The sequence below is a fragment of the Frigoribacterium sp. CF331 genome (genome assembly GCF_057787905.1).
In genome coordinates this window covers 3,187,032-3,202,991 of the sequence record NZ_CM173545.1, presented here as the reverse complement: position 1 = coordinate 3,202,991, position 15,960 = coordinate 3,187,032, and the positions used below count along the sequence as shown (strand labels likewise).

Sequence of the window (15,960 nt, the reverse complement as noted above, 5' to 3'; positions counted from 1 at the left end):
CGACGCTCGTCCGGTCGGGGCACGAGAGGGGCGGCGACGGTCCCCCCGGACCGCTCAGGCCGCACGCAGCTCGGTCGAACACGCCTCGGCGGCGACCCACGCGAGCATGCCGCACTTGACGCGCATGACGAACTTAGAGACCCCGTGGAACACCACGGCGTCGCCGAGCACCTCGTCGTCCGGTTCGCCGGCTCCGCGCGACCGCATCATCTCGCGGAACTGCCCGACGAGGGCGTCGAGCTCGGCCAACGTGCGACCCGGGGCCAGCTGTGAGAGCACCGACGCCGAGGCCATCGAGATGCTGCAGCCGGCTCCCTGCCAGCGCAGCTCGGCGATGCGGTCGCCGCCGGGCTCGAGGGCGACGCGCACGGTGATCTCGTCTCCGCAGGTGGGGTTCCGCTCGAAGTGCTGGGCGTCGGCCCCGGGCAGCTCGCCTTCGCCGTGCCTCGCCTTGGCGTGGTCGAGGATGACCTGCTGGTACAGGCCGTCGAGGGCGGCGCTCACCGCGCCTCCTCGGCCTTCTCGCCGTCGGCGTCGTCTGCGACGCCGAAGTAGGCACGCACCTCGGCGACCCCGTCGACGAGGCGCTCGACCTCGTCGCCCGACGAGTAGAGGTAGGTGCTGGCCCGGGTCGTGGCCGTCACCCCGAGACGTCGGTGCAGGGGCTGGGCGCAGTGGTGGCCGACGCGAACGGCGATGCCGCGGGCGTCGAGGAACTGCCCGACGTCGTGGGCGTGGACCCCGTCGACGACGAAGCTGGCGAGCCCGGAGCGCGGCACCCCGGCGGGCGGGCCGACGACCGTGACGCCGTCGATCGCCGAGAGCCCGCGGACGAGCTGGTCGGCCAGGGCCTCCTCGTGCTCGCGGACGCGGTCCATGCCGACCGCCTCGAGGTAGCGGACGGCCTCGGCGAGGGCGACGGCCTGCGACACGGGTTGCGTCCCGGCCTCGAAGCGCTGCGGGGCGGGCAGGTACTCCGCGCCGCTCATCGTGACCGTCGTGATCATCGAGCCCCCGGTGCGGAACGGGGGCAGGGCGTCCAGCAGCCCGGCCCTGCCGTACAGCACGCCGATGCCCGTGGGTCCCAGCATCTTGTGGCCGGAGAACGCGGCGAAGTCGACGTCGAGGGCGTGCAGGTCGAGCGGTCGGTGCGGCGCCGACTGGCAGGCGTCGAGCACCACGAGGGCGCCGACGGCACGGGCCAGGGCGACCAGCTCGGCGACCGGCGCGACGAAGCCGGTGACGTTCGAGACGTGGGCGAAGGCGAGGAGGCGCGTGCGGGGTCCGATCACGGACGCCGCGTCGGCGGTCGTCCACGTGCCGTCGTCGCCGACGGGGACGAACCGCAGCGTGGCCCCGGTCGTCGCGGCGAGCTCCTGCCACGGGACGAGGTTGGCGTGGTGCTCGGCCTCGGTGACGACGATCTCGTCGCCGGGGGCGAGCGCGAAGCGCCGCGCGGCCTCGCCCCCACGACCGTGGGTGGCGTTCGCGACGCCGTAGGCGACGAGGTTGAGCGCGTCGGTCGCGTTGGAGGTCCAGACGATCTCGTCGACATCGGCACCGACGAACCGGGCGACGGTCTCGCGCGCCTCTTCGTAGGCCTCGGTCGACAGGGCCGCGAGGGTGTGGGCCCCGCGGTGCACGGCCGAGTTGACGGTCTCGAGGAAGCGTCGCTCGGCGTCGAGCACCGCGGACGGGCGCTGTGCCGTGGCCCCCGAGTCGAGGTAGGCGAGCGGTTCGCCGGCGACGTCCTGCTGCAGCAGCGGGAAGTCGGCGCGCAGACGTCGGGCGTCGTCGTCGGACAACCCCGGGCGGGCGGTGGATGGTGCGGAGGTGGTGGTCACGGTGTCCCTTCCCGTCGATCGTAGCGAGGCACCGCGAGGGTCCCGGCGTCGGTCGACACAGGACGCAACGGTCGCCGTCCGCCCGGTGTTCCCGACCGCACGGCTGTGACGCCCCGTGTCGTACGCGTCGCCCCGGGCGGGGGTCGAGGGCCAGAGTGGTGGCGACGAACGGAGCACCCCATGACGACCACCCCCGGCCGCATCGAGACCACCCACGCGGGAAGCCTGCCGCGCACTCCCGAGCTGATCGCCGCCAACGACGCGCGCGCCCTCGGCGACGACGGCTTCACCCTCGAGCGCACGCCCGAGTTCGACGCGCTGCTGACCGACGCCGTCGTCGACCTCGTCCGCCGCCAGCGCGACCTCGGCATCACGATCGTCGGTGACGGCGAGTACGGCAAGGCCATGACGAGCGCGGTCGACTACGGCGCCTGGTGGTCGTACTCGTTCCAGCGCGTGAGCGGACTCTCGCTGACCGGGTCGAACGTCTTCAGCCAGCCGTCCGTCCGGTCCTCCCCCGGCGACGTCCGGCTGACGTCGTTCCCCGACCGCCGCGACTGGCAGACCTTCCACGACGCCTACACCGACCCGACCTCGGGCATCGGCACGGGGTCGGGCGCCACGCCGTTCCCGAGCACGACGGGCCCGCTGACGTACGTCGGGCACGACGCCATCGCTTCCGACGTCGCCAACCTGAAGGCCGGGCTCGCGGCGACGGGCGACGCGCCGGGGTTCATCACGTCGTTGTCACCGGGCAGCGGCGCCCGCATCGCGAACGACTTCTACGCCACCGACGAGGAGCACATCTGGGCCTGGGCCGAGGTGTTGCGCGAAGAGTACGCGGCGATCGTCGAGGCCGGCCTCACCGTGCAGATCGACGACCCGTCGATCGCCGAGAACTGGGACCAGATCAATCCCGAGCCGAGCGTCGAGGACTACCGCGCGTTCACGCGCATCCGGGTCGAGGCGCTCAACCACGCCCTCCGCGGCCTGCCGCCGGAGCAGGTGCGGTTCCACCTCTGTTGGGGCTCGTGGCACGGCCCCCACACGACCGACGTCGAGTTCCGCCACATCGTCGACCTGATGCTCGAGATCGACGCGGGTTCGTACTCGTTCGAGGCGGCCAACGTCCGCCACGACCACGAGTGGAAGCTCTGGCGCGACGTCGAGCTGCCGGCCGGCAAGAAGATCGTCCCGGGCGTCGTCAGCCACGCCACGAACGTCGTCGAGCACCCCGAGCTCGTGGCCGACCGCATCGAACGGTTCGCCTCGCTGGTCGGCCCCGAGAACGTCGTCGCCTCGACCGACTGCGGACTGGGCGGCCGCATCCACCCGCAGATCGCCACGGCGAAGCTGGCCTCGCTCGGCGAGGGCGCGCGCCTCGCGTCGCACCGCCTGTTCGGCTGAGCGTCCTCGCGGAGACGACCCGCGCCTCCTGGTCCGGTGGACGAGGAGGCGCGGGTCGTCTCGGGCGCGGCGGCCCCGTCAGTCGTCGAGCGGCTTGAGCACCCGCTGCAGGAACTGCCGGGTGCGGGCCTCGCGGGGGCGCGTGAGCACGTCGGCGGGCCGACCGCGCTCGACGACGACGCCGGCGTCCATGAAGAGCAGCTCGTCGGCCACGCGACGGGCGAACTCGAGCTCGTGGGTGACGACGATCATCGTCCAGCCCTCGTCCGCCAGTTCTTTGACCACCGTCAGGACGTCACCGACCAGTTCGGGGTCGAGGGCGGAGGTCGGCTCGTCGAAGAGCAGCAACTCGGGTCGCAGGGCGAGCGCCCGGACGATGCCCACGCGCTGCTGTTGCCCGCCCGAGAGCTCGGAGGGGTAGGCGCCGGCCTTCTCGGCGAGGCCCACCCGGGCGAGCAGTGCCTCGGCCTCGGCCCGCGCCTCCCCCGCGTCGCGACCCTGGACGCGCACCGGTCCCTCGACGACGTTCTGCAGCACGGTGAGGTGCGGGAACAGGTTGAAGTGCTGGAAGACCATCGACGACCGGTCGCGCAGGGCGAGCAGGTCGCGCGTGCCGACCGTGCCACCGAAGTCGATCGACCGACCGTCCGAGAGCGTGACCACTCCCCCGTCGGGCACCTCGAGGCTGTTGAGCGAGCGCAGCACGGTCGTCTTGCCCGAGCCCGACGGGCCGATGATCGCGACGACGCGTCCGCGCCGCACCTCGAGGTCGATGCCCCGGAGCACCTCGTTCGAGCCGAACGACTTGTGCAGACCACGGACGGTCAGCACGGGGGCGCCGGTCGCGTCGGCCGGCCGGGGCGGGGTGACGTCAGCGGGCAACGTGGCGGTCCAATCTCTTCTCGAGGGCGTCCTGCCCGAACGACAGGATCAGGCAGATCACCCAGTAGACCAGGGCGGCCTCGAGGTAGATCAGCAAGAACTGGTTCGAGACGGTCGCGATCTGCTCCGCCTGACGGAACAGCTCGACGACGAGGATGACGCTCGCCAACGAAGTGTCCTTGACCAGGCTGATGAACGTGTTCGACAGCGGTGGCACCGAGACCCGGGCGGCCTGCGGCAGGATGATCCGCCGGAGGGCGAGCCCGCGCGACATGCCGATCGTGTGGGCGGCCTCCCACTGGCCCTTGGGCACCGAGAGGATGGCGGCCCGGATGACCTCGGCGGCGTACCCGCCGACGTTCAGGGAGAACGCGATGATCGCGCTCGGCCACGGGTCGAGCCTGACGCCGATCGACGGCAGGCCGTAGAACACGACGAAGAGCTGCACGAGCAGGGGCGTGCCCCGGATGATCGAGATGTACACCCGGGCGATGCCCGCGAGCACCGCCTTGCCCGACAGTCGCATGAGCGCGATGACGACGGCGATGACCAGCCCGATCGCCATCGACGCGAAGGCGAGCGGGACCGACGCGACGAGCGCCCCCGACACGATCGGCCAGAGCGACCGCCAGAACAGGTCGAGGGAGGACTGCACGCCTACTCGCTGACGTCCTGGCCGAAGTACTTCTCGCTGATGGTCGACAGCGTACCGTCGGACTTCAGCTCGGCGAGGGCGTCGTCGATCGCCGTCACGAGGTCGTCGCTGCCCTTGGTGGTGACCAGGGCCGAGCGCGAGACGTCGTCGGTCGTCGCCGCGATCTTGATGCCGGCGGCCTGGTCGGGGTTGGTCTTGACGTAGTCGAGGAAGGTCAGCTCGTCGTTGACCGTCGCGTCGATGCGGCCCTGCTCGAGCAGTGCGACCGACTGGGCCCAGCCCTCGACGACCTGGACGTCGGCGCCCGCGTCCTTGGCGGTCGTGTAGAAGTTGCTCGACTGCGACTGGGCCGTCGTCTTGCCCTTCAGGTCGGCGAGCGAGGTGATGTCGGTGTTGTCGGCGGCCGTGATCACGACGCCGCGGCTGACCGTGTAGGGCGTCGAGAAGTCGTACGTCGCCTCGCGCTCGTCGGTGATCGAGATCTGGTTCGCGACGAGGTCGAAGCGGCCGGCGGTGAGCCCGGCGAGCAGGGCGTCGAACTGGGTCTCTTCGAAGGTCGGGGTGACGCCGAGCTTCTCGGCGACGGCCGTGGCGACGTCGACGTCGTAGCCGGTCAGCGCACCGGACCCGCCCTCGTGGTAGGTGAAGGGCTGGTAGGTGCCCTCGGTGCCGATGACGATCTCGCCGGCCGCCTGGATGTCGGACAGGCTCTTCGCCGCGCCGGTGTCGGCGGTCGCGCTGCCGGTGGACTGGACGACCCCGTCGGTGGAGGCGGGAGCGCAGGCGGCCAGGGCGACGGTGGCGGCGGCGATGACGCCGACCGAGGCGAGGCGACGGACGGTGCGGACGGCGGTGATCTTCACGAGGGTTCCTTTGCTGCGGCTCGGGGGTCGGACGAGCCTCACGACCCTAACGCCGCGGGGGCGGGCGTGATTCCCGATGACTCCCCGTGACGCCGGCTCGGGCGTCCACGGGTCTGCGTCACCGTCTCTCGATCGCCTCGGCGACCGAGGGCGCCCCGTCGAGCCGGACGTGCCGGTGGGCGACCGCGTCGACCGAGACGGCGACCGTGCTGAGCGACAGCGAGTGGAACAGGTGGCCGTCGACGAGGTCGGCCCGGACGAGCGCGTCGTCGTCGTCCGTGGGCAGGGCACTGCTCTCACGGAGCAGGTCGAGCCACGGCGTCCAGCTGCCCTCACCCTCGGCCGCCGTCGGCAACGGACCGGACGGAGGCGCGACGTCACGGAACCGGGGCAGCCACCGGTCGACGCGGGGCACGCTCCGGTCGTCGGGCGCGGCGTGCGTCAGGAGGTGGACCCCGGGGGCGAGGCGGGCCGTCGCGGTGGCGGTGCCGTCCCACACGGAGTGCACCGCGCCTCCCGCGTCCGCCGTGAGCAGGTTGAAGGTGCGCGTCGTCTGCGGCCCGTCGGGCAGCAGGCCGTCGGCGGCGGCGCGCAGCGGCAGCGTGCCGCGCGTCGTCCAGCCGCCCGAGGGCGGATCCGGCGTCTCGTGACGGTTGAGCACGACGCTGGCGCGGCTCGGGCCCCGGGCGGTCGCCAGCCACGCGCCGCCGGCCGCGCGGTCGTGCACGCCCGTGACCCGGTCGCCGAGCTCGGGCCACCAGGCGCCGGGCTCGTCCCAGGGGCGGTCGGGCGACTCGTCACGGAGCCCCAGGAAGACGACGGGCCAGGGCGCGCCCGGCTGGACGGCGACGACGACGGTGCACATGGGGTCCTCAGGGTGGGGGCGCGTCGGGTCGGGAACCGACGTCCGGCCGCGGGATGCGGCATCGTGGAGGCCAACGCTACCGACCCGGCACCGGGTCGGCCGACCGCCGCATCGATCGACGAGGCCCATCGTGACGCACGACCACCCCCGCTCCTCCCCCGCCGACGCCCCGCGTCGCCTGTCCGTCGTCGTCGGCGTCTCGGGTGGGATCGCGGCGTACAAGGCCGTCGGCGTCGTCCGAGCACTCGTGCTGCGAGGGCACGACGTGCACGTCGTCCCCACCGAGGCCGCGCTGCGCTTCGTCGGCGCGCCCACCTGGGAGGCCACCAGTCGCAACCCCGTGCACACCTCGGTCTTCGACGACGTCGCCGAGGTGCGGCACGTGGCCCTCGGCCAGCGGGCCGACCTGATCGTCGTGGCACCGGCGACCGCGCACACGCTGGCCAAGATCGCCCACGGCCTCTCCGACGACCTGCTGGGCACGACGATCCTCGCGAGCACCGCGCCGCTCGTCGTCGCGCCCGCCATGCACACCGAGATGTGGCTGAACCCCGCCACGGTCGCCAACGTCGCACTGCTGCGGTCTCGCGGGGTGACCGTCGTCGGGCCCGACGACGGGCCGCTGACCGGCGGGGACGTGGGGCCCGGGCGCCTCAGCGAGCCCGACGAGATCGTCGCCGCAGCCCTGGCCCTCGTCCCCGACGCTGCCGACGCCGGCGGCCCGGCCGGCGCTGCGGGCGACCCGTCCGGTGCTGCGGGCGATTCGGCCCAGGAGGCGCGGGTCGGCGACCTCGACGGCCTGCGGGTGGTCGTCTCCGCCGGTGGCACCCGCGAGCCCCTCGACCCCGTGCGCTTCGTCGGCAACCGGTCGAGCGGCAAGCAGGGGGCCGCCCTGGCCCTCGCCGCCGCCGACCGTGGAGCCCACGTCACCGTCGTCGGCGCCGCCCTCGACGGTGCCGTCCGGCAGCGCCTCGTGGGGCGGGACGACGTCGACCTGGTCGACGTCGGAACCGCGCTCGAGCTCGAGGCCGCCCTGGCCGAGCACGCACCCCAGGCAGACGTCGTCGTCATGGCCGCGGCCGTCGCCGACTACCGTCCCGTCTCGGTGGCCGACGGCAAGATCCGCAAGGACGACGCGGGCGACGAGTTGACCCTCCGCCTCGTCCGCACCCCCGACGTCCTCGCGGGCCTCGTCGCGCGGCGTCCGGACGGGCAGGTGGTCGTCGGCTTCGCCGCCGAGACCGCCGGTGACCGGGACGAACTGCTCTCGCTCGGGCGAGCCAAGCAACGCCGCAAGGGGGCGGACCTGCTCGTCCTCAACGCCGTCGGCTGGACGACCGGGTTCGGCGCCGACGACACGGCCGTCGTCGTGATCGACGCCGAGGGTGCCGTCGTCTTCGAGTCCGCGGGGTCGAAGTCGGCCGTGGCCGAGGTCGTCTGGGACGCCGTGGCGTCCCACCGTCCGGGACGAGGCGGACGGTCCACCTCGTCGTCCCGGCCGCTCGACGTCGCGACGGGGGCGGGCGCGTGAGCCCCCGCGACCAGGGCGACCCCCGCCTCGGCACGACCGTGGGCGGTCGCTACCGTCTCGACGCGATCGTCGGTCGCGGCGGCATGGGAGCCGTGTACCGGGCCCACGACCTCGACCTCGGGCGCGACGTCGCGGTCAAGCTCTTCTCGTCGGACGGGCACGACGTCCACGACCTCGGCCGGCAGGTGAGCGAGGTGCGCCTCCTCGCCTCGCTGAACCATCCGGGACTCGTGACGCTCTACGACGCCCGCGTCGAGGGCGACGGTCACGACGACGACGCCTACCTCGTGATGGAGTACGTCGACGGTCCGACCCTTCAGACGGTGCTCGCCGACGGCCCCCTGTCGCACGCCGAGGCCGCCGCGCTGCTCGGTGACGTCGCGGACGGCCTCGCCGCCGTCCACCGTGCCGGCGTCGTCCACCGCGACGTCAAGCCCGCGAACATCCTGCTCGCCTCGCCGCACCACGACGGCGACCCCCGTCGGGCCAAGCTCGCCGACTTCGGCATCGCGTACCTGATCGACTCCACGCGGGTGACGGCCACGGGCACCCTGATGGGCACCGCCGCCTTCGTCAGCCCCGAGCAGGCCGAGGGGCGTCCGCCGGCCCCGGCGTCCGACGTCTACTCGCTCGGGCTCGTGCTGGTCGAGGCGCTGACCGGGCGTCGGGTGTTCACGGGTTCGGTCGTCGAGTCCGTCATGGCACGGTTGACCCGCGACCCGGAGATCCCGTCCTCGATCGGGTCGGGCTGGGTCGGGTTGTTGACCCGGATGACGGCCCGCTCACCCGAGGACCGCCCGGCGGCCGCCGAGGTCGCCCGGGCCGCCCGGACGCTGGCCGCAGACGGGGCCGGGTCGACCGACGCCGTGACCCGCGTGATGGCCGCGCCCGACGCCGCCACCGCCGGCCTGCCCCTGGGTGACGCGCCCACCCGCGCGCTGCCGCGGGACGAGACCAGGACGCAGGTGCTCGGGGCGGGGACGGCGTCCGGCCCGGCTGCCGCCGCCTTCGTCGCCGTTCCCGAGGCCACGCAGGCGCCGGAACGTCGCCGACGCTGGCCCGTCGTCGTGGCGGCCCTCGTCGTCGCGCTCCTGCTCGCGGCGGGCATCGGCTGGGCGGCGACCCGGGACGGCGGCACGGTCGATCCGGCCGACACGTCGACTCCGAGCGTCGACACCGATCCGTCGACCGCGCCGTCCGGATCGACCGGCGACGACTCGTCGCCGTCCGAGGAACCGTCCGACGAGTCGCCTGCCGATCCGACGCCCTCGGACGAGGTCAGCCCGACCCAGGAGGCGCCGGTCGAGCCGACGACGGAGCCCACGGTCGACCCCGTGACTCCCCCGACGGTGGAGGTCCCCGGGGTCGACGCCCCGGGCGGGGGCAGCGGACCCGGCAACAGCGGGCCCGGCAACGACGGCAACAACGGCAACGGAACCGACGGCAACAACGGAAACGGAAACGGCGGCACCGGAAACGGCAAGGGCGTCGGCCTCGGCACCGACCCGGGCACCCTGGGCGGTGTCGGCGCCCCGTGAGGGATGTGCCGTCGATCGTGACGACCTGCCGCTCGCGTCCCCCCGTCGAGCGGCAGGTGTCGAGCATCGAGCCGTGAGGCCGCCGCCTCCGTGCCGGTGGCTCGAGGTCCGACGACGCCCGGACAAGACGAAAGCCCCGGCCTCGGCCGGGGCTTTCTGTGTGTGAGCGATACTGGGATCGAACCAGCGACCTCTTCCGTGTCAGGGAAGCGCGCTACCGCTGCGCCAATCGCTCATGCTTCTGCGATGCGAGATCAGGATCTCGAACCGCCCTATTCAATTACCACATCGAGTCTAGACCAGGGTCTTGATCGTATGGAGGTGGAGACGGGATTTGAACCCGCGTGAACGGCTTTGCAGGCCGGTGCCTCGCCTCTCGGCCACTCCACCATACGAGTAGCCCCCAGAGGGAGGCCACCAGTCGGTGGACCACCCTCTGGTGAGCATTACACTCGAGCGGATGACGAGATTCGAACTCGCGACCCTCACCTTGGCAAGGTGATGCGCTACCGCTGCGCCACATCCGCATTTCGCTTTGCATTTCTGCGTGCAAAAGAACAATACCCACACCCCGGGGCAGAAACCAAATCGAGGGATGTTCGTGTCTCGGACCGTGGTCGGCACGGTCCGCGAGAGCCGTGCCGCGGTGCGCCGAATGGCGTTCCCGGCCCGCGATGCACTAGCATCGTCGAGTCCCACACGGGCGATTGGCGCAGTTGGTAGCGCGCTTCCTTCACACGGAAGAGGTCATCGGTTCGAGCCCGGTATCGCCCACCACCATCGCGAGAGGCCCTGCGGAAGCAGGGCCTCTCGTCGTCTCACCGGCGTGACCCGACGCCTCCCGGGCCCGGGCGTCGTGCGGGCCGTGGTCGCCCGAGTCGTGGCATCCTCACCCCATGACCGACTCCCCCGACTCCCCTGCCGCGCGCGCCTCCCCGGACCGCCCCTCCCGCGCCACAGACGCCGACTGGTGGCGCCAGGCGGTCGTCTACCAGGTCTACCCGCGCAGCTTCGCCGACGCGAACGGTGACGGCATCGGCGATCTGACCGGCGTGACCTCGCGCGTCCCGTACCTGCGGCGGCTCGGCGTGGACGCCGTCTGGCTCAGCCCGTTCTACCCGTCACCCCTGGCCGACGGCGGTTACGACGTCGCCGACTACCGCGACGTCGACCCGCGGCTGGGCACCCTGGACGACTTCGACGAGATGGTCACCGCGCTGCACGCCGCCGGCATCAAGGTCGTGGTCGACATCGTCCCCAACCACACCTCGAGCGAGCACGAGTGGTTCCGCGAGGCCCTGGCCTCGGACCCGGGCAGCGCCGCCCGGGCACGATACGTCTTCCGGGACGGCCTCGGCGACGGCGGAGACACTCCCCCGTCGACCTGGGCGTCGAACTTCGGCGGGGGCGCCTGGACCCGTCTGCACCGCCCCGACGGCACGCCCGAGCAGTGGTACCTGCACCTCTTCGCCCCCGAGCAGCCCGACCTCGACTGGAGCCACCCCGAGGTGCGCGCCGACTTCGAGGACACGCTGCGCTTCTGGTCGGACCGCGGCGTCGACGGCTTCCGGGTCGACGTCGCCCACGGGCTGGCGAAGGACCTGACCGAGCCCCTGCGCGACGCCGCCGAACGCTCGGTGCTGCCGGTCGACGGCAGCGACCCGCTCTACGACCGCGACGAGGTGCACACCATCTTCGAGGGATGGCGCCGGGTCTTCGACGAGTACGACCCGCCCCGCAGCGCGGTCGCCGAGGCCTGGGTGCAGCCCGAGCGCGTACCGCTCTACGCTCGCCCCACCGAGCTCGGCCAGGCCTTCAACTTCGCCCTGACCCGGGCCGACTTCGACGCCGAGCAGTTCCGCACGATCATCGCGTCGACCCTCGACCAGGCCGCCGTCAGCGGGGCGACGAGCACCTGGGTGCTCTCGAACCACGACGTCGTCCGGCACGCCACGCGCTACGGCCTGCCGAAGGGGCAGGACCTCGACGCCTTCGTCCTGAGCGACGGTCGTCGACCGACCCTGGACCCGGACGCGGGCCTGCGTCGGGCGCGGGCCGCGACGCTGTTGATGCTGGCCCTGCCCGGCTCGGCCTACGTCTACCAGGGCGAGGAGCTCGGCCTCTTCGAGGTGGCCGACCTGCAGCCCGACGACCTGCAGGACCCCGTCTGGACCCGCACCGGCCATCGGCGGAAGGGCCGCGACGGCAGCCGGGTGCCCCTGCCCTGGGACACCAGCGGGCCCGCCCTGGGCTTCGGCGACCACGCACCCCACCTGCCGCAGCCCGAGTGGTTCGAGGACCTGGCCGTCTCGGTGCAGGACGACGAGGACGAGTCCACCCTGTCGATCTACCGTCGCGCGCTCGCCCTGCGACGCGAGTTGCAGCAGGGTGAGAGCCTCCGCTGGGCGGACGACGCCTCCGACGAGGTCGTGCACTTCTCCCGGCACGACGGCTGGCACTCGCTCACGAACTTCGGCGGCGGCCCCGTCGACCTGCCCGCCGGCGCCCGCGTCCTGGCCTCCAGCGAACCGCTGCACGACACGCTCGCCGGCGTCACCGAGGTGCCGGGCGAGACCACCGTCTGGTTCTCGCAGGCCTGAGGGCGACGGGTCGAGTCGGGCCCGGGCCCACGACGCGACCACGCGCAGGAGGCGCGGTGCGAGGGTATCCCGCACCGCGCCTCCTGCGCTCTGTCGTGGGACGCGTCCGGCGGACGCGGAACGGCCCCGGTCCGAGGACCGGGGCCGTTCGTCGTGCAGGAAGGGTCAGGCGCGCGAGTTCTCGAGCACGTAGCCCTCTTCGCCGTGGATGGCGAGGTCGATGCCGGCGACCTCGTCCTCGTTCTTGACCCGGAAGCCGATGGTCTTCTCGATCGCGAAGCCGATGACGTAGGCCAGGACGAACGAGTAGATGAGCACGACGACGGCGGCCAGGGCCTGGATGCCGAGCTGCGCGGGTCCGTGGCCGAAGAACAGGCCGTAGTCGGTCGAGAAGAAGCCGATGTAGAGCGTGCCGATGAGACCACCGATGAGGTGGATGCCGACCACGTCGAGCGAGTCGTCGAAGCCGAGCTTGAACTTGAGGTCGATGGCGATCGCGCAGACGGCACCGGTCAGCAGGCCCAGGACCATCGCCCAGAGGGGGCTGAGGGTGGCGCAGGCCGGCGTGATGGCGACCAGGCCGGCGACGGCGCCCGACGCGGCCCCGACGGACGTGGCCTTGCCGTCCTTGACCTTCTCGACGACCAGCCAGCCGATGATGGCGGCGGCGGGAGCGGCGATGGTGTTCATGAAGGCGACGGCGGCGATCCCGTCGGCCGCGAGCTCGGACCCCGCGTTGAACCCGAACCACCCGAACCAGAGCAGGCCCGCACCCAACAGCACGAAGGGAGGGTTGTGCGGCTTGTCGGCGCCCTTGGCGAACCCGACGCGCTTGCCCAGGACGAGGGCGAGGGCGAGACCGGCCGCACCGGCGTTGATGTGCACCGCGGTGCCGCCGGCGAAGTCGATGACGCCCATGCTGGCGATCCAGCCGCCGTCGACGACGGATCCGTCGTCTCCGAGCGTGAAGTTGAAGACCCAGCTGGCGACGGGGAAGTAGACCACGGTGGCCCAGACCCCGGCGAAGACCATCCAGGCCCCGAACTTGGCACGGTCGGCGATGGCGCCCGAGACGAGAGCCACCGTGATGATGGCGAAGGTGGCCTGGAACGCCGCGAACGCGATCGTCGGGTAGGCCCCGCTGCCGCCGGCGACGGCGTCCGTGTACAGCTGCTGGAGGCCGAGGGTCTTCCAGTCGAAGCCGAGGACGCCGTCGATGCCGATGAAGCTGTCCGTGCCCGCGGGGCCCTCGGGCCCGTTCGAGAACGCGATCGAGTACCCGAAGAGCACCCACAGCACGCCGATCAGGCCCATGGCCCCGAAGCTCAGCATCATCATGCTGATCACGCTCTTGGCCTTGACGAGTCCGCCGTAGAAGAAGGCCAGGCCGGGGGTCATGAGCAGCACGAGCGCCGCACAGATGAGCAGGAAGGCGGTGTTGCCTTGGTCGAGTTCCATGTACGGGTCACCTCTCGAGTTGCTGAGTCGGGGAGGCACCGACGTCGAGGTCGAACGCGCCAGGTGGCGGGCTGTGGTGACGAACGCTCTCGTCCGGTGCGGCCCCCAGTGTCTCGGGGTGAGGTTTCGGTCCGTGTGCGGGATTGTTTCCCCGATGTAACACGATCCGGGCTCAGGTAAACAACGTGTTTCCGATCGCCCGGCACCGGGTGGGGACGTCGTCAGAGCGAGGTGAGAGCCACCAGGCGCGACACGGCACGAAGGTACTTCTTGCGGTAACCGCCGGCGAGCATCTCGTCCGAGAAGACCTGGTCGAGGGGTGTGCCCGAGGCGACGACCCGGATCTGGGCGTCGTAGAGGCGGTCCACGAACGCCACGAGGCGCAGGGCGTCGACCTGGCTGGTGAGCACGTGCACGTCACGCAGGCCGACCGCGTCGAGGTCGTCGACGAGCTTGACGTACTTGCTGGGGTGGACGGTCGCGAGGTGTCGGACGACGCCGTCGAAGTCGTCGAGCGAGACGGTGCCCCCGACGGCGGCCGCGGCGTGGTCGACGTCGTCGACCACGTGGGCCCTGGCCTCGACCTCACGGCGTCGGTAGTCGTCGCCGTCGATGCGCAGCGTGAGGAACTTGTCGCTCAACCCCTGGATCTCGCGGAGGAAGTCCGCCGCGGCGAATCGGCCCTCGCCGAGTGCGTTGGGCGGGGTGTTCGAGGTGGCCGCGATGCGCGTGCCGTCGTCGGCCAGGTCGCCGAGCAACCGGGTCATCATCATCGTGTCGCCCGGGTCGTCGAGCTCGAACTCGTCGATGCATACCAGGGACGCGCCCTTCAGCTGCGAGGCCGCACCGGCGTAGCCGACGGCACCGACGAGCGCCGTGTACTCGATGAACGTGCCGAAGTACCGCCGCCCCGTCGTGCGGTTCCAGAGGGCGGCCAGCAGGTGGGTCTTGCCCACGCCGAAGCCGCCGTCGAGGTAGAGCCCCGGGCGGACGGCCGGGACGACCGGCTTCTTGCGGAACAGGCCCCTCTTCGGTGCCTCGGCACCCGCGCCGCCGAACGCCGTCACGGCGGCGACGGCCTCGGCCTGCGACGCGAAGTCGGGGTCGGGCCGGTAGTTCTCGAGGGAGGCCTCGGCGAACTGACGAGGAGGCACGAGCTGCGTCACGATCTCGGCCCCGGTGATCGTCGGGGTGCGGTCGGTCAACGACACGAGCGTGCTGACGGATTCGGGGGGCATGGCGGCGGCCTCGCGGTGGTGGGGGCGGGGATGTGTCAGAGTCGTACGGTTCCCGGGCGACGGTCACGCGGCATGCGTAACCTCGACGGGGCCGAGCAGAGGCGATCCTACGCCGCCGGGCACGACCCGTCGGCCGCCGCCGGCCCCATCCCGACACCTGAACGAGGAGACACCATGGCCGTCGAGCACGACACGTCCGCCCGCTTCGGCGAGTACGCCCACCCCGAGCGACTCGTGAGCACCGAGTGGCTGCAGCAGCACCTCGGCACCCCCGGGCTCGTCGTCGTCGAGTCCGACGAGGACGTCCTGCTCTACGAGACCGGCCACATCGCCGGCGCCGTCAAGATCGACTGGCACCTCGACCTGAACGACCCCGTCCAGCGCGACTACGTCGACGGCGAGGGCTTCGCCGCCCTCATGGCCCGCAGCGGCATCTCGCGCGACAGCACCGTCGTGATCTACGGCGACAAGAACAACTGGTGGGCCGCCTACGCCCTCTGGGTGTTCTCGCTGTTCGGTCACGAGGACGTCCGCCTGCTCGACGGCGGCCGCGCCAAATGGGAGGCCGAGGGGCGCGACTACACGACCGACGCCCCGGCGGTCGAGCCGACGGACTACCCCGTCGTCGAGCGCGACGACAGCGTCATCCGGGCCTACAAGGACGACGTGCTGGCCCACCTCGGCAAGCCCCTGATCGACGTGCGGTCGCCCGAGGAGTTCTCGGGTCAGCGCACGACGGCTCCGGCCTACCCCGACGAGGGAGCCCTCCGCGCCGGCCACATCCCGAGCGCGCAGAACGTGCCGTGGGGCAAGGCCGCCGCTGACGACGGCACCTTCCGTCCGATCGCCGAGCTCGACGCGATCTACCGCGAGGGCGCGGGCCTGGCCGACGGCGACCAGGTCGTCGCCTACTGCCGCATCGGTGAGCGGTCGAGCCACACCTGGTTCGTCCTGACGCACCTCATGGGCTTCGAGGACGTCCGCAACTACGACGGCTCGTGGACCGAGTGGGGCAGCGCCGTGCGCGTCCCGATCGTCCAGGGCACCGAGCCGGGCGAGGTGCCGGCCCGGTGACCGCC

Annotated in this window: 13 protein-coding genes and 4 tRNA genes; 6 read left to right on the top strand and 11 right to left on the bottom strand. The window is 72.2% G+C overall.

Going from position 1 to position 15,960, the window contains the following annotated elements:
- Positions 1-54 precede the first annotated feature (54 nt).
- A complete protein-coding gene (gene sufU / locus AC3CCI_RS14845; protein WP_354594268.1) occupies positions 55-504 on the bottom strand; it encodes a Fe-S cluster assembly sulfur transfer protein SufU in 450 nt (149 codons plus the stop codon).
- A complete protein-coding gene (locus AC3CCI_RS14840) occupies positions 501-1,844 on the bottom strand; it encodes an aminotransferase class V-fold PLP-dependent enzyme (protein WP_488627648.1) in 1,344 nt (447 codons plus the stop codon). The genes sufU and AC3CCI_RS14840 overlap by 4 nt, the downstream gene beginning before the upstream one ends.
- Positions 1,845-2,024: 180 nt before the next feature.
- On the opposite strand from AC3CCI_RS14840, the gene AC3CCI_RS14835 reads away from it, so the two are divergent.
- Positions 2,025-3,251 (top strand): cobalamin-independent methionine synthase II family protein, encoded by a 1,227-nt coding sequence (locus AC3CCI_RS14835; RefSeq protein ID WP_488627647.1) that lies wholly within the window; start codon positions 2,025-2,027, stop codon positions 3,249-3,251.
- 78 nt (positions 3,252-3,329) lie between these two features.
- Here AC3CCI_RS14835 and AC3CCI_RS14830 read toward each other — a convergent pair whose 3' ends face one another.
- The 4 genes from AC3CCI_RS14830 to AC3CCI_RS14815 all read right to left on the bottom strand — a co-directional run bounded on the left by AC3CCI_RS14830 (position 3,330) and on the right by AC3CCI_RS14815 (position 6,516).
- Positions 3,330-4,133 (bottom strand): amino acid ABC transporter ATP-binding protein, encoded by an 804-nt coding sequence (locus AC3CCI_RS14830; RefSeq protein WP_354594271.1) that lies wholly within the window; start codon positions 4,131-4,133, stop codon positions 3,330-3,332.
- On the bottom strand, positions 4,123-4,788 hold the full coding sequence (locus AC3CCI_RS14825) for an amino acid ABC transporter permease (RefSeq protein ID WP_488627646.1): 666 nt from the start codon (positions 4,786-4,788) through the stop codon (positions 4,123-4,125). Before AC3CCI_RS14825 ends, AC3CCI_RS14830 begins: the two co-directional genes overlap by 11 nt.
- A 2-nt stretch (positions 4,789-4,790) precedes the next feature.
- Positions 4,791-5,645: an amino acid ABC transporter substrate-binding protein gene (locus tag AC3CCI_RS14820; protein WP_488628700.1), complete on the bottom strand. Its 855-nt coding sequence runs from the start codon at positions 5,643-5,645 to the stop codon at positions 4,791-4,793.
- A gap of 124 nt (positions 5,646-5,769) precedes the next feature.
- The gene (locus AC3CCI_RS14815; RefSeq protein ID WP_488627645.1) at positions 5,770-6,516 is read right to left on the bottom strand and encodes an NRDE family protein; all 747 of its coding nucleotides are present in this window, start codon (positions 6,514-6,516) and stop codon (positions 5,770-5,772) included.
- Positions 6,517-6,694: 178 nt separating this feature from the next.
- On the opposite strand from AC3CCI_RS14815, the gene AC3CCI_RS14810 reads away from it, so the two are divergent.
- Both AC3CCI_RS14810 and AC3CCI_RS14805 read left to right on the top strand, forming a co-directional pair.
- Positions 6,695-8,047: a bifunctional phosphopantothenoylcysteine decarboxylase/phosphopantothenate synthase gene (locus AC3CCI_RS14810; protein WP_354594339.1), complete on the top strand. Its 1,353-nt coding sequence runs from the start codon at positions 6,695-6,697 to the stop codon at positions 8,045-8,047.
- Positions 8,044-9,585, top strand: a complete 1,542-nt coding sequence (locus AC3CCI_RS14805) for a serine/threonine-protein kinase (protein ID WP_488627644.1) — start codon at positions 8,044-8,046, stop codon at positions 9,583-9,585. Before AC3CCI_RS14810 ends, AC3CCI_RS14805 begins: the two co-directional genes overlap by 4 nt.
- Positions 9,586-9,748: 163 nt before the next feature.
- Here AC3CCI_RS14805 and AC3CCI_RS14800 read toward each other — a convergent pair.
- The 3 genes from AC3CCI_RS14800 to AC3CCI_RS14790 form a co-directional block, all read right to left on the bottom strand.
- A tRNA-Val gene (locus tag AC3CCI_RS14800) sits at positions 9,749-9,820 on the bottom strand.
- An 81-nt stretch (positions 9,821-9,901) separates the two neighbouring features.
- A tRNA-Cys gene (locus tag AC3CCI_RS14795) sits at positions 9,902-9,975 on the bottom strand.
- Positions 9,976-10,040: 65 nt separating this feature from the next.
- Positions 10,041-10,112, bottom strand: a tRNA-Gly gene (locus AC3CCI_RS14790).
- 174 nt (positions 10,113-10,286) lie between these two features.
- On the opposite strand from AC3CCI_RS14790, the gene AC3CCI_RS14785 reads away from it, so the two are divergent.
- A tRNA-Val gene (locus tag AC3CCI_RS14785) sits at positions 10,287-10,362 on the top strand.
- Positions 10,363-10,481: 119 nt separating this feature from the next.
- Positions 10,482-12,185 (top strand): glycoside hydrolase family 13 protein, encoded by a 1,704-nt coding sequence (locus tag AC3CCI_RS14780; RefSeq protein WP_488627643.1) that lies wholly within the window; start codon positions 10,482-10,484, stop codon positions 12,183-12,185.
- Positions 12,186-12,350: 165 nt separating this feature from the next.
- On the opposite strand, the gene AC3CCI_RS14775 is transcribed toward AC3CCI_RS14780, so the two are convergent.
- Both AC3CCI_RS14775 and zapE read right to left on the bottom strand, forming a co-directional pair.
- Positions 12,351-13,643 carry an ammonium transporter gene (locus AC3CCI_RS14775; protein ID WP_354594277.1) on the bottom strand — a complete coding sequence of 431 codons (1,293 nt, stop codon included), beginning with the start codon at positions 13,641-13,643 and terminating at the stop codon, positions 12,351-12,353.
- A 221-nt stretch (positions 13,644-13,864) separates the two neighbouring features.
- Positions 13,865-14,881, bottom strand: coding sequence for a cell division protein ZapE (gene zapE, locus AC3CCI_RS14770; RefSeq protein ID WP_488627642.1), 1,017 nt, complete (start codon positions 14,879-14,881; stop codon positions 13,865-13,867).
- A gap of 174 nt (positions 14,882-15,055) precedes the next feature.
- Here zapE and AC3CCI_RS14765 point away from each other — a divergent pair, with 174 nt between their 5' ends.
- Positions 15,056-15,955 carry a sulfurtransferase gene (locus AC3CCI_RS14765; RefSeq protein WP_488627641.1) on the top strand — a complete coding sequence of 300 codons (900 nt, stop codon included), beginning with the start codon at positions 15,056-15,058 and terminating at the stop codon, positions 15,953-15,955.
- The last annotated feature ends 5 nt before the right edge of the window (positions 15,956-15,960 follow it).

Coding starts and splice junctions, on each gene's coding strand:
- AC3CCI_RS14765 (WP_488627641.1), top strand. CDS start 15,056: ATGGCCGTCGAGCACGACACGTCCGCCCGCTTCGGCGAGTACGCCCAC.
- AC3CCI_RS14835 (WP_488627647.1), top strand. CDS start 2,025: ATGACGACCACCCCCGGCCGCATCGAGACCACCCACGCGGGAAGCCTG.
- AC3CCI_RS14815 (WP_488627645.1), bottom strand. CDS start 6,516: ATGTGCACCGTCGTCGTCGCCGTCCAGCCGGGCGCGCCCTGGCCCGTC.
- AC3CCI_RS14780 (WP_488627643.1), top strand. CDS start 10,482: ATGACCGACTCCCCCGACTCCCCTGCCGCGCGCGCCTCCCCGGACCGC.
- zapE (WP_488627642.1), bottom strand. CDS start 14,881: ATGCCCCCCGAATCCGTCAGCACGCTCGTGTCGTTGACCGACCGCACC.
- AC3CCI_RS14775 (WP_354594277.1), bottom strand. CDS start 13,643: ATGGAACTCGACCAAGGCAACACCGCCTTCCTGCTCATCTGTGCGGCG.